We start from the raw sequence: 13,436 nt of genomic DNA, 5'->3' as shown, positions 1-13,436 counted from the left end.
CTTTAATTAAGGGATAATATGACCCACAGCCGTTTACCCGCAGCACTGCAGCCTGCTGACCTTGGCCCGGTATTAGATAGCGCTCAAATTGAACAGGCGCTGGCCACCGCCGAGCTTATTCCCGGCTTTATCGGCCAGGACCGGGCAAAGTCGGCGTTAGCCTTTGCCATTGGTATGGATATGCCGGGTTACAACCTGTATGTGATGGGCGAGCCGGCACTTGGTCGCTTTACCCTGGTGCAGGATATTCTGCAACATGCCGCCGCCGAAAAGGCCACGCCAAATGAGTGGTGTTACCTGAATAATTTTGATGATGAGCGGGTGCCGAATACCCTGCGCCTGTTGCCTGGTGACGGCCGCATTCTGGTAAAAAAGTTAGAAGCATTAATTGATGAATTACTGGATACCTTCCCAGCTGCTTTTGATAACCCGGGCTATCAGCGGAAGAAAAAAACTATCGCCCGCCAGTTTGACGACCGCTATGAGCAGGCGATAGAACGGGTAGAGAAAACCGCACTGGAAAAGCAGGTTGTTTTATACGAAGACAATGGTGCCGTCAGTTTTTCGCCGATTATCGATGGTAAACCGCTGGATGACAGTGAGTTCAGCAAAATGACTGATGAGCAGCGTCAGTATTTCTATTCCCTGGTGTCAGAACTGGAAACGGTGTTAAACGATGCCTTGCTTGAGTTACCGCGCTGGAAGCGGGAATTGTCGGAAAACCTGCGAGCCCTGCGCAAAGAAACGATCGAGCAGGCCATTAAACCGATGCTAAAAGAAATGGAGCATGATTACAGCACCGAGCTTGGTGTGCTGAAGTACCTGAAAGAAATGCGGCCCCATCTGGTAAAAGCTGTGCTGGAGCTGCTGCCTGACGAGTCAGACGGCGAGAAGCAGGAAGAGATCGACAGCCGGGAAATTTTTGTTGAAGAATTTGTGCCCAATGTACTGGTCCATCATGAAACGATGTCTGGTGCGCCGATTATTTTTGAGCCTAACCCCAGTTATGGCAATTTATTTGGCCGGGTAGAATATAACTCGTCCAGCGGTGCGCTTTACACTAACTACCGGATGATCCGCCCGGGGGCACTACACAAAGCTAATGGCGGTTATTTAATTCTGGACGCAGACCGCTTATTGTCCCAGGCATCGGTATGGGATGCGCTGAAACTTGCACTGAAAAGTGGTGAGGTGGTGATAGATACCCTAAGCGAACATGCGGTTACCAACTCAACCATTATTACCCCGCGGGCTATTCCGCTAAATGTCAAAGTGGTGCTGCTGGGCTCGCGCGACTTATATTATCTGGTGCAGGAAGTCGACGAAGAATTTAACGAATTGTTCCGGGTGCTGGCTGATTTTGAGCATTACCTGCCTTATAACGAACAAACGCTGAGCTATATGTCGCGCCAAATTCAGCTGCAAATGCAGCAACTGAATGTTAACCAGCTAACCCAGTGTGGCTTGCGCCAGTTATTACAGTTCAGTTTTCGCCAGGCCGAGCATCAGCGCAAGTTGTCAGCCCGCTTCGCAGATGTGCTGGAGCTGGTCCGTGAGGCCTGCTATTACGCTGCCCAGGCAGACAGCGATATTCTAAATGAAAACCATGTGCAGCAAGCATTGCAGGGCAAACAGCATCGTACCGGTCGGATCAGCGAAGGCTTTCTGGAAGATATTCAGGAAGGCCAGATATTAATTGATACCGAAGGGCTGGCAGTTGGCAAAATAAATGGTCTGACGGTACTGGAAATTGGTGATACTGCCTTTGGTACTCCGGCCCGGGTTAGCGCGACCGTATTTGCCGGCTCCAGTGGCGTTATTGATATTGAACGCGAAGTAGAGTTAGGTAAAGCCATTCACTCTAAAGGCGTATTACTGCTTACCGGTTATCTGGGAGCAAAATATGCCCGTCAGTTCCCGCTGACCTTAAGTGCCAATATTGCTATGGAGCAGTCATATGGCCATATTGATGGCGACAGTGCCTCTTTAGCCGAAGTGTGTGCTCTGATTTCTGCGATCACTGATATCCCGATTAAGCAAAGCCTGGCGGTTACCGGCTCGATCAACCAGCATGGCCAGGTGCAGGCTATTGGTGGTGTTAACGAGAAAATTGAGGGCTTTTTCCGGCTGTGTCAATCACGGGGCCTGACCGGTGAGCAGGGGGTGATTATTCCGGCCAGCAATCAACTTAACCTGGTGCTGCGGGATGAGGCAATTGCCGCGGTTGCGCAACAAAAGTTTCATATCTATGTGGTAAAAACCGTTGATGAAGCGCTTGGCTTATTAACCGGCGAAGAGGCCGGTGAGCGCAACCGGCGTGGCCAGTATCCGAAGAAGTCGGTCAATGGCCGGGCCATGCAGCGTTTGGCAGAAATAGCCGAACTGGTTAACGGAAGTCTGGATGAATAGCAGTTCAGTTAGTAGTGAACCCTTAGTATTACTATACGCCGATTTAGACGCGCAGCGGGTGCAGCAGCAGTTAATGCCGCTGCTAAACATCCAGCTGGACGGCAATACGGCTGAGATAGCAATACAAGTTTATAATCCGGAGCAACCGGTAAGCTTTAAACCCGGCAGCCGGCTGCTCTGCTATTTAAGTGATGAGCAATTACGGGAATTAGTATTGCAAGTGCAAAACCAGCCATTAACGCTGGCTTTGTTACCACACCCGGAAATGAAGCATGCCCGTTATGGCTTTGGCATTGCCGGCAAAATGGAAGACGCACTGACCGATGCTCTGAACAATGTTGCGGTAGAGGCTGATTTACTGTTGTGCAACGAGGTGCCGGTGTTTAATTCAGTGGTGATTGGTGATGCCCTGACATTAACCCCCGGTGAAGCGCTGGCTGAGCCTCTGGCACAGCGGGTAAAACGTTTTATCCGGCTGGTAAAGGGCATTGGTGACGTTACCTTTAACGCTTTTAAGATTACTACTTATAAAGAAAAAATAGTCGACACTGCGGCGCTCGGCATAGTGGTGGTTGAGCACGGCCGCAGCTCAGTGCTGTCGCGCCGGCTGGTAGCAGACTCCAGCGTAAACGATGGCATGTTACATGCCTTGGTGCTGGCGCCGCGCAGTGTGTTTGAAATGCTGCGGTTTTTATTTGCTTCACTGTTTTTACGCGATTACTGGAACAATAACAGCCCGTCTTTTGTCGGTCATTTAAAAAGCCGCAGCCTGGTTATCAGCAGCCCGAAACTGATCAGCTATACCCACGATGGCCTGATTGAAAAAAGCACCACCTTACAGTTAAGGGTAGAGCCGCGCGTGTTACTGCTTGCTCCTGGCCGCCATCTGGCACTGGAAGAGGCCGAAGCTGAGAGCAAAGAGGCAGTAAGAACCAGGGCATTACCCGCGGGTAAAGCAAAAACTGAACTGGTGACTTATCCTCTGCCGTGGATCCACCATGCTGCTACTGATGAATTTAAAGAGTTATTTATGGCGATGCGCGAAAGCGCTAAAGCTTCGCCTTCTTATTTAACCCTGATGGTGCTGGCGACTTTGCTGGCGGTATTTGGCTTGTTTGCCAATTCTACCCCGGTGATTATTGGTGCGATGATTTTAGCGCCGCTGATGGGGCCAATTATTGCAATGGCGTTGGGTACCCTGCGCCAGGATGAGGGGCTGATGCTGGTGAGTAGCCGCAGTATTGCGGTCGGCACTGGTCTGGCAATGGGCTGTGCTATGGTGGCAACCTGGTTTATTCCGCTTACCACCATTAACAGCGAGATTGCGGCCAGGATCAGCCCAACGTTACTCGATTTAGGTGTAGCTGTGATTTCCGGAATTGCCGGAGCTTACGCCCATGCCCGGGCGGAAGTGGCGAAAAGCTTAGCCGGCGTGGCCATTGCGGTAGCGTTGGTGCCGCCGCTGGCAGTGGCTGGTATTGGTCTGGGTTGGCTGGATTTAACGGTATTCTGGGGCGCTTTTCTGCTGTTTCTGACTAACCTGGTGGGGATTGTTCTGGCAGCAGTAGTCACCTTTATGTTTCTTGGCTACAGTCCGTTTCACCGGGCTAAGCGCGGCCTGGTCCTCACTATTGCCCTGGCAGCCATTTTATGTATCCCACTAGCGATAGGATTCAGCCATATGGTAGCAGAGCACCGCATAGTGCAGCAGTTGGATGGCATTGTACTGGATGAAGTAAAACTGCGGGATGTCAGTGTGCGGCCAGGCACACCGCTGCGGATCAGCCTGACTCTGGTATCAGGTAGCGCAGTAGATGACGCCACTATGGACCGGGTTAAACAGCGAATAGAGCAAAAATTACAACAGCCGGTAGAGTTAGAGATAGGGGTGAAGGTTATTCGTTGAAATTAGTCTTTACGCCGCGGTATGTTACAGAAATAAAAAAAGCCGATGTGAACATCGGCTTTTTTGTCAGCTAATAGCAATTAGCCACATTTTTTCGGGCCGCCTTTACAAGGACCTGTACCGCCATCGCCGCCACCATCGCCGCCACCATCGCCGCCGCCGCCACCAGTGCCGCCGCTACAACCGTTAGTTTGCAGGTAATCGTAAGCTGCTTTGGCTTTAACAATACCTTTACCAAACTTCACCGGGTCGCCGTTAGCTGGTAGTATTGCCGTTGCTTTTAGTGCATTACGGATCTCAGTACCAGAACATTGTGGGAAGTTTGACCAAACCAGTGCTGCTACACCAGAAACAGCAGGCGTGGCCATCGAAGTGCCGCTCATGTAACCATAATCGCCAGCTGAGGCTGAGATAGTAATGTTAACAGCGCCCACGATATTGCTACGTGATTCAAAAGCTGCACCGTATGACGGGATATTAGCTGAGCCAGCAACGTCCATATAAACCGGGCCTTCGCCCGCAACGTTGTTAATTACAATAGCGCCGATACCACCAGAGTTTGCACAGTTATTAATTTTGTCAGCAAAAGAGATGCTACCACGGTCAATAGTACAGATTTTACCGTTGGCACCGGCATCAGTCGCTGTAGCTAAACCCATATGATAAGTAGCACCGTTCAGGTTACCGGTGTTATCAGAAGGTGCTGCATTAAAACCAATACCGTCAGCCGTTGCGGTAACCATTGACGTGCCGCCTGCCGGGTAGGTTGATAAGGTATCAACACCGCCAGCAGTGGCTTCTACGCAGAAACCTTCATTGGTAGTAGTGGTGGCGTTTTTGCCACGACCAGAAGTCACGGTACAAGATGGATACTGCGAGAAAGTAGCGATGTTATTATTGGCATCGTTAGCACCGATCATCATTACCGAGGCATAACCTGCCGGGTAAGAGCGGGTGGTATTACCATCATTACCTGCTGCGGCTAATACTAAACCACCATTATTGGTAAAGTTGATAAAGGCATTTTCTTCAGTGCTGTTGGCACCGCCGCCGCCTAAACTCATGCTGATGATCTGAGCGCCATTCTGGGCACACAGGTTGGCAGCATGTGCTAAGTCTGACGAGTAACCCCAGCCAGCATCATTAAATACTTTAATAATATGCATCGGGTTGCCTGGTGCCATACCGACTACACCAAAACCGTTATCGGCTGCAGCAACAGTACCTGCAACGTGAGTACCGTGCGGGCCGCCATCGCGGAACCAGTCGCCAGTGCCAGAATTGCTGGTGCCGGTAATATTTGACCAGTCAAAATCGTTATTGCCGCCACCGGTTTCACCAGTATCCTTAGCTATGCCTGAGTCGATAACACAAACCCGTTTGGCGTTGCCTAAGTTCAGGCCAACCTGATTGGCTTGAGACTGATACACCGCATATGGGGTTAATTGCTGAATTTCCGGATTGCCGGCGTCATCATTAAACAGCGCCATAGGATAGCGTTTAACATCAGCTTCAATCAGTTTAATATGCGGGTTGTTCAGTAAGCCTTTAACTGAATTAAGATCCTGGCCACTGAATGTGGCGGCAATAAAGCCATCAGAGTCTACTTCAATCTGACCGCCCATTTGAACGGCTAATGCTTTCACGAGACCTTTTTTATTGTTATCTACCTGGATGACGTAACGATCTGATGCCTGAGCCTGAGAAACGAGGCCAAGTGCCATTAAGGTTGCTACTGCAACAGGGGTAATTTTCGAATATTTCATTTAGTACTTCCTTCAAAGTATCAAAATCTATGACTCTTAAGAGTTCTTTTTTGAATTGAGCGTAAATATAAGGCAATCTGGCGCAAACCCTATTGCCAAGCAACAGATTCAATCTGCAATGATATTGGTGAAAATGCAAGCAGTTTTTTAGATTTACCTAAAGCAACAACTCAATTGTAATAATTTGTAATGAGAAAGAGCTTAAGGGTTAATAACAGGTGGGAAGAGTTACAATTTTACAGCATGACACTGCAGTTCCTGCCCTGACTTTTAGCCTGATATAGCGCCTTATCGGCCTGGTTAAGCAATATCTTTTCGCTGATATCCTGACCCATTTGCAGGCAGGCAATACCAAGGCTGATGGTAATAAAACCGGCTGTTGGGCTGGCTTGGTGGGGCAGCATTAGTGCCAGTACTTCTAACCGCAACTGTTCAGCCATAATCAACGCCTGTTGCGGGTTGGTGTTAGGTAATATACAGACAAATTCCTCACCGCCGTAACGTGCTACCAGGTCTATCTGACGCTGCAGGGTGTTGGCCAGAGTATTGGCAATAGCTTTTAAAGTGTCATCACCGGCCAGGTGACCATAACTGTCGTTATATGCTTTAAAGTGGTCGACGTCGAGCAGAATAATTGCCAGTGGCTGTTTTATCCGTTTTGCCATGGCGACGGCACTGCGCAGCTGGCTGTCGAAGTGGCGACGATTGGCAATGCTGGTCAGGCCATCGGTTAATGACTGGCGTTCCAGAGCCGTTTGCTGCGCAGTGACGGTTTTGCTGTACTGGGTAAATGACCGGGCAATCTCGGCAATTTCGTCATTACTGGCGAATAAGCGCTCATCCTCATCAAAGCCACTACCGGCCAACACTTTTTCGTTAAGTAATTTCAGTCGCTTAATTACCCGTTTCTGGGTATTAAACATAATCGCCAGCAATAACAGCATCGCTGCTAATGCCAGCGCAACACTGAACTGGTTTTGCCTTGCCAGCGCATGTGATGATTGCTGACTCAGCTGCATGAGTGATGCTGCTGACTGGTAGGCATTCAGTTCGGTTTCACTGGCATAATCAGTAACCAGACTACGCAGAAAGTTTGCTTTGCCGGTCGCTTTGGCAATATTGCTCAGTTCGGCTTCACGCAGCGCCAGAATACCTTGCTCTGCTAACAAGGTATCTGTCAGTTGCTGGGATAAAGCCATTGCTGCCGGCCGCTCGGCGGTGCTTAACTGGCTGAGCATCTGTTTATTGATGGTCAGTAAATTATTCAGTTCTGTCCGGCTTTGCCGCAAATTATACAGCCGGTCAATGCTGTACAGTGCGGTAATGTCTCGTAACAAGCCTGAATAATGTAGTAACCAGGGCTGACTGGCAGAGCTGCCTGTCCATTGCTGGCTTTGCTGCTGCAACTGGCTGAGCTTGTCCAGCCATTGCCGGCTGCGCTGTTGTAACACTAACCGTTCGGCGATTAACCTATCCAGGCTGCGGGCTTCATCAGCAATCAACTGCAACCTTTGCTGCTGATATTGATGTTGGACATACTGCTGATGATCCAGGCTGCTGATCTGGACAATAATCTGACTTATTTGTTGTGAAGCTCTGGCTCTGGCCGCCTGACTGATGGCATTACGCAACAGCTCTGATTGCAGGTTAAGTTCTTTGACTTTATCGTGAACCTGGCTGGCTTCCAGTACTGCAGGAACGGCTTGCTCAGCCACGTTAGTAACAATTTGCTGTGCTTGTTGCAAGCGATGATAAAACAGTAAACTAAGCAAAATAAATAACAATAAAATCAGCAGTAAAGACGCTAATAATAACCTGGCGCTGGAGTAATAACGTGTGCTTAGCAGGCTCATGGTTGCCTCTGTTGGCTGACATCCTGCAGCCGGCCATCGTTCACCAGCTCAATGCTTTGTTGTTTTTTGATTGCTGCGGCAATAATATCTGCAATATTACGGTCATTCGGGTTAAAGAAACTCAGTTTACTGCGCTTATTTAACACGTCAAAACCATCCCCACCATCAGCCAGATAACGCAAGGTAGCAACTTTATACATTTTATTATTAACAACGGGGGCACCATTTACCCGTAACTCTTTTATTCTGCTACCTGCCGGCGCAGTACTGTCAAAACGCAGGGTAACGCCGGCGCTATGCAGGAAAAATCCCCGCTGATTATCTAAGCCGGTTAAACCATGCTCAAACACGCTGATAAGATCCTGGCCGCTAAGCTCGAGTAACACCGGGGGATTCCGAAAAGGCAGTTCTGCCAGAATGTCGCCACGGGTTAGCATTGTCCCTGCCGGGTAATCTTTTCCGCCGCGAATTGTGCCACTGTTAATAAAAGCTAGTTCAGCGTCGGTATAGTTTTTCAGAGTGTCGGCGACAAAATTGGCAAAAGGGTTTTCGCGGTTACGCACGTCCTCTCGCCGGGTAGTAAAACTGACAATACTGCGGCCAAGAGGCTCCCGCAGTAATAATTGCAGCCGTTGACTATGATCCTTAATTTGCCTGCTAACCTGCGGATCTGCAGGCATCGTTGCCAGATCAACGTAGTGGGTTTGCAACTTAGCGAGTCTATTTTCGGTAACCAATTCACCAGTAACTACTACTGCCTGATTCAGCTGCTGTTGCAGGATAATATCCGGCTGGTCCGGCAATAATTGCTGGCTATCATAGTTGTTGCGAAAAGCCAGATCGATAGTGCCATTTGCCAGCAGTTCTGGTAAAAAATCCAGCTCAGTGGTATGCATCACTATCAGCAGGTTTGCTCCCTTAGCGCGTAATTTATCTGCCTGCAATAAGATGGTTTGTTTGGCGGAGGTTATTTGTAAGCGATCTAAGCCGTACTGCTGTACCACGTAGGGTGCAACCAGAGCGATTATGCCCAGTTTAATCTCGCCTTGCTGCACCAGAATACTGTCTACCAGACCGTCCAGGTTGCCCTCAGTCATTGGATCATACAGATTACTTAGCACCAGCGGGAATGCCGCCTCATAAGCCCGTTGTGATAACTCTTCTGAAAAATAGGCAAAATCGCGGTGCGCTACTGCCATAGCATCCGGATCTAACGTGTTCAGGATGTCAATAATATGGGCGCCGCGGTCAAAAAAACCCAGTGAGCTTGGGCCGATGCTGCTGCCGCCAAACAGAAAAAAAACCGGGCTGTCGTTGTCGCGATGTTGCGCCAGCAAGCTGGCAAGGTGGGCATAGTTTGCCTGCGGGTGATTAGCTACTGCCATTTCCGCCGCATAAATTATGGTGAAGCCTGACTCAGCGCGACCGGGTAGCAGCGGATTGCTTAACAGCAATGCAAGCACCGCTAACCTGAGGAAAACTATCATAATTTACATTTATGCCCGAAAACTAGCCAGAAGTAACCAGTTTAGTGGATTTAACGCTGGTGCGTAAAGCAAAGAATTCAACGTCGCGTCCGCAAACCGGCCAACGCCAATAGTAACAGGCACAAGCCAGCCAGCGGCCAGTCACCAAAACGGCTGTACCAGGTGGAGCCTTTGCTCAGCGGCACAGTATCATGCAGCACCGCTTCGCTAAATTGCGGTAAGCGCTGGCGGACTGAGCCATCAGCGTTTATCGTAGCTGTAATACCATTGTTAGTCGCCCGCAGCACGGGTTTACCAAATTCTCTGGCCCGCATCTGGGCGATCTGTAAATGTTGGTGCGGCCCGATACTATCGCCAAACCAGGCATCGTTGCTGACTGTCAGAATAAAGTCGGTATCGGCGGTGAAATTAGCGCGAATTTGGCGGGGAAAGGCAATTTCAAAGCAAATGGCGCTTAACAGATGGTAATCGTTGGCCAGCAAATTGGGTTGAATATAACTGCCGCGGCTAAAAGAGCTCATCGGTAAATCAAAGATCGGCGCCAGCGCCCGCAGCCAGTTTTCAAAGGGTACAAATTCGCCAATTGGTAATAAGTGATGCTTACTGAAGCGATTAGCATGGCCATAAAAATACTGACCTTCGCTGGCATCAGCGGTATCTTTACCCAATACAATTAAGTTATTCCAGGCTTGCTCGGTTTTAAGGTTGTAATCAAGTATGCCGGTAATCAGTGCTGCATCGTTATAAAATGCTGCTCTGTTCAGGTTATCCAGAAAGGCTTCCGCCAGCGGTTCCAGTTGCGGAATAGCGGCCTCGGGCCAGATCACTATTTCTGCACCGGCGAAATGCGGCCGGGTCAAATCCAGATATTTCAGCATGGTTGGCCATTCCTGCTCAGGTTGCCAACGTAACTCCTGTTTGATATTGCCCTGTACCATCACCACGTTAACGCTCTGCTCGCTGTAGTGCCAACCTTTTAATGGCGCCAGTAGCGGTGCAATTGCGATCATCACTGCGGCTGATACTGCCGGCCCAACTCTTGGCAATATCGGGCCGCTCTGGTACAAGCGGGCCAACGCGGCCGCACTGGCTGTCAGGATAAAGGTGATACCGGTTTCGCCGATAAACGGCGCTAAATCCGCCAAGCCGGCACTGGTTTGACTGTAACCGAGCGATAACCATGGAAAACCGGTGAGTAGATAGCTGCGCAGCCATTCCACCATCACCCAGCAAGCGGCAAAGGTTAGCGCACTTATGCCGCTTTTGTCGCCGCGGCCGGCACTAAGCCGGTAACTTAGCCAGGCGGCAAGTGCCGGGAATAATGCCAGGTAGCCCACCAGCAACGCCATCAGGCCCAGACTGGCAACGAGCGGTAAGCCGCCAAACTGGTCAATACTGACATGGACCCAGCTAATCCCAACGCCAAACCAACCCAAACCGTAACAAAAGCCGGCCAGTGCTGCCTGGCGCCAATTGCTGACATGGTTAAGCACCATAACTAACAGTGCCAGGGTGAAAAATGGCAGCCACCAAAGGGTGAGGGGGGCAAAAGCCAGGGTGTTTAACGCGCCGGCTCCGCTTAATAGTAGCGCTGCAAAGGCAGTTTTAGCAGTAACGGTAGCTATGATCCGGCTTCCTCAGTGGTCACACTTTCTTTGGCTTTAATTACCTGCAGTTGCAACAGACGCCGGCTGTTAGCTTTACTGACTTTAAAAGTAAGATCGCCCAGCTGAATACTTTCACCACGCTCTGGCATATGGCCAAAAGCATGCAGAACGATACCGCCTATAGTGTCGGCGTCTTCTTCATCAAAACCGGTACCGAAGCTCTCGTTAAATTCGTCCAGCGGGGTCAGGGCACTAACCTGAAATACCCGTGAAGCCATTTTCTTAATATCGTCATCTTCTTCATCGTCGTGTTCATCTTCAATTTCGCCGACGATTTGCTCCAGGATATCTTCTATAGTCACCAGACCGGAAACCCCACCGTACTCATCAACTACTATGGCCATGTGGTAACGTTTCTGGCGAAACTCTTTTAACAGGGCATCAACCCGCTTACTTTCCGGAATAATAACGGCCGGGCGCAAAAACTCACGGATGTGCCAGTCGGTCTGATTGGGATCCAGCGCATATTGCAGTAAATCTTTCACCAGCAAAATGCCTTCAACATGATCTTTATCTTCGTTGACTACCGGGTAACGGCTGTGATTATTTTCAAGCAAAATAGGTAAGAAAGCGCTAACGGGTTGTTCTATATCGATGGTAGCCATTTGCGAGCGTGGCACCATAATGTCGCGGGCGCGCATTTTCGATACATCCAGCACGCCCTGCAGCATGCTTTTGGTATCACTATCGATAAGTTCGCGGCTGGCCGCTTCGCTTATGATATCTTCCAGGTCTGAAATGTCCTGTGGTTCTGCACTAAAAATACTGGCGATACGCTCTAACCAGGTTTTGCCGGCAGAACCGCGGCTAGAGTGGGGGTTGTCGTCACTCATTCGTGAACTTATGCTCCGTTAGTAAAAAGATACCTAGTTATCATCCAATAAATAGGGGTTTTTGATGCCAAGACTGGCGAGGATCTGAATTTCTTCGGCTTCCATTGCCTCGGCATCGTCGTCATTTATATGGTCAAAACCTAACAAATGCAAGCAGCCGTGTACCACCATATGCGCCCAGTGGTCATTTAGCAGTTTCTGTTGCTCGTTTGCTTCTGCTTGCACCACCTGGCTACAAATTACCAAATCGCCCAGTAAGGGCAGTTCCAGGCCTGGTGGCGCCTGAAATGGGAAACTGAGCACATTGGTAGGTTTGTCTTTACCACGGTATTGTAAATTAAGCTGCTGGCTTTCAGTATTATCGACAATCCGCACTGTCACTTCTGCCTCAGCCTGAAACGGCTGAATGGCCGCATCAAGCCAGCGCTGGAAATCGGTTTCAGCAGGAATGCCGGGGGCAGTGCTGGCTAATTGCAGATCAAGCAGTATGCTCATTATTCGGTTTTGCTCTGCAACTTTTCAGCTTCGTGTGCTTCATAAGCCTGGACAATGCGCTGTACTATCGGGTGGCGTACCACATCTTTGGCGTTAAAGAAGTTAAAGCTGATTTCATTAACATCGCTAAGGACATCTATAGCGTGTTTCAGGCCTGAATACTGACCGCGTGGTAAGTCGACCTGAGTAATGTCGCCGGTAATGACCGCTTTGGCGCTAAAGCCTATCCGGGTTAAAAACATTTTCATCTGTTCGGTGGTGGTGTTCTGGCTTTCATCCAGAATAATAAAAGCATCGTTCAGGGTGCGGCCACGCATATAGGCGAGTGGCGCTATTTCGATAACACCGCGTTCCAGATACTTTTCTACTTTTTCAAAGCCGAGCATCTCAAATAAGGCATCGTACAGTGGGCGCAGGTATGGGTCGACTTTCTGGGCTAAATCGCCGGGTAAAAAACCCAGCTTTTCACCGGCTTCCACCGCGGGTCGGGTCAGCACTATCCGTTTCACCTGGCCACTTTCCAGCGCATCGACCGCACAGGCTACGGCGAGGTAGGTTTTACCGGTGCCAGCCGGGCCAACACCGAAACACACGTCATGCCTTAGCACATTGGCAACGTAGCTCGCCTGGTTAGGGTTACGTGCTTTAATCAGCCCTTTTTTGGTTTTCAGGCTAAAGTCGCCCGTACTGCCATTGTCATTCTGGTACTGAATATCAAAATTTTCACTGATAGTCAGATGCACCTGCTCCGGGCTGATTGCTGCAGCCTGCTGGCGCCCACCCGCTGTTAACTGAAACAACTGACGTAAAATATCACTGGCTGCAGCAACATTAACCTCAGGGCCAGCAACTTTAAACAGGTTATCCCGATAGCTGATATCAACCAGCAAGCGCCGTTCAATATGCTTTAAATTATCGTCGTAAGGGCCACAAAGCAGGTTTAATCTGTTGTTGTCGGCCGGTTCCAGTACCAGTTCTGCTACATTCAAATTGTCAGTGTTCAATAGTGCACTCGCGGTT

General features: G+C 49.7%; 9 protein-coding genes. 2 read left to right on the top strand and 7 right to left on the bottom strand.

Annotated elements, in window-relative coordinates; all coding sequences use genetic code 11:
* The first annotated feature begins 18 nt into the window (after nt 1-18).
* Both H141_RS0108325 and H141_RS0108320 read left to right on the top strand, forming a co-directional pair.
* A complete protein-coding gene (locus H141_RS0108325; protein WP_019675797.1) occupies nt 19-2,409 on the top strand; it encodes a Lon protease family protein in 2,391 nt (796 codons plus the stop codon).
* Complete coding sequence (locus tag H141_RS0108320) at nt 2,402-4,315, top strand: TIGR00341 family protein (RefSeq protein ID WP_019675796.1); 1,914 nt, start codon at nt 2,402-2,404, stop codon at nt 4,313-4,315. The genes H141_RS0108325 and H141_RS0108320 overlap by 8 nt, the downstream gene beginning before the upstream one ends.
* A gap of 80 nt (nt 4,316-4,395) precedes the next feature.
* On the opposite strand, the gene H141_RS0108315 is transcribed toward H141_RS0108320, so the two are convergent.
* The 7 genes from H141_RS0108315 to H141_RS0108285 form a co-directional block, all read right to left on the bottom strand.
* The gene (locus H141_RS0108315; protein WP_019675795.1) at nt 4,396-6,081 is read right to left on the bottom strand and encodes a S8 family serine peptidase; all 1,686 of its coding nucleotides are present in this window, start codon (nt 6,079-6,081) and stop codon (nt 4,396-4,398) included.
* 236 nt (nt 6,082-6,317) lie between these two features.
* Entirely contained in the window at nt 6,318-7,934 is a 1,617-nt protein-coding gene (locus tag H141_RS20900; RefSeq protein WP_019675794.1) for a GGDEF domain-containing protein, read from the bottom strand.
* Nucleotides 7,931-9,421: a bifunctional metallophosphatase/5'-nucleotidase gene (locus tag H141_RS0108305; protein WP_083923046.1), complete on the bottom strand. Its 1,491-nt coding sequence runs from the start codon at nt 9,419-9,421 to the stop codon at nt 7,931-7,933. Before H141_RS0108305 ends, H141_RS20900 begins: the two co-directional genes overlap by 4 nt.
* A gap of 77 nt (nt 9,422-9,498) precedes the next feature.
* A complete protein-coding gene (lnt, locus tag H141_RS0108300) occupies nt 9,499-11,046 on the bottom strand; it encodes an apolipoprotein N-acyltransferase (protein WP_026349327.1) in 1,548 nt (515 codons plus the stop codon).
* Nucleotides 11,043-11,921, bottom strand: a complete 879-nt coding sequence (locus tag H141_RS0108295) for an HlyC/CorC family transporter (RefSeq protein ID WP_019675791.1) — start codon at nt 11,919-11,921, stop codon at nt 11,043-11,045. Before H141_RS0108295 ends, lnt begins: the two co-directional genes overlap by 4 nt.
* 33 nt (nt 11,922-11,954) lie before the next feature.
* Nucleotides 11,955-12,416: an rRNA maturation RNase YbeY gene (gene ybeY / locus H141_RS0108290; protein WP_019675790.1), complete on the bottom strand. Its 462-nt coding sequence runs from the start codon at nt 12,414-12,416 to the stop codon at nt 11,955-11,957.
* Nucleotides 12,416-13,420 carry a PhoH family protein gene (locus H141_RS0108285; protein WP_019675789.1) on the bottom strand — a complete coding sequence of 335 codons (1,005 nt, stop codon included), beginning with the start codon at nt 13,418-13,420 and terminating at the stop codon, nt 12,416-12,418. The genes ybeY and H141_RS0108285 overlap by 1 nt, the downstream gene beginning before the upstream one ends.
* Between the last annotated feature and the right edge of the window lie 16 nt (nt 13,421-13,436).

The sequence above is a fragment of the Arsukibacterium perlucidum DSM 18276 genome (genome assembly GCF_000382165.1).
GTDB classification, from domain to species: Bacteria; Pseudomonadota; Gammaproteobacteria; order Enterobacterales; family Alteromonadaceae; genus Alishewanella; species Alishewanella perlucidum.
Note: the sequence above shows the minus strand (reverse complement) of the source record. Positions and strands in the feature narration are given on the sequence as shown.

Excerpts from the sequence above, each read along its gene's own strand:
- H141_RS0108325 (WP_019675797.1), top strand. The coding sequence starts at position 19 with ATGACCCACAGCCGTTTACCCGCAGCACTGCAGCCTGCTGACCTTGGC.
- H141_RS0108295 (WP_019675791.1), bottom strand. The coding sequence starts at position 11,921 with ATGAGTGACGACAACCCCCACTCTAGCCGCGGTTCTGCCGGCAAAACC.
- H141_RS20900 (WP_019675794.1), bottom strand. The coding sequence starts at position 7,934 with ATGAGCCTGCTAAGCACACGTTATTACTCCAGCGCCAGGTTATTATTA.
- H141_RS0108315 (WP_019675795.1), bottom strand. The coding sequence starts at position 6,081 with ATGAAATATTCGAAAATTACCCCTGTTGCAGTAGCAACCTTAATGGCA.
- ybeY (WP_019675790.1), bottom strand. The coding sequence starts at position 12,416 with ATGAGCATACTGCTTGATCTGCAATTAGCCAGCACTGCCCCCGGCATT.
- H141_RS0108305 (WP_083923046.1), bottom strand. The coding sequence starts at position 9,421 with ATGATAGTTTTCCTCAGGTTAGCGGTGCTTGCATTGCTGTTAAGCAAT.
- H141_RS0108320 (WP_019675796.1), top strand. The coding sequence starts at position 2,402 with ATGAATAGCAGTTCAGTTAGTAGTGAACCCTTAGTATTACTATACGCC.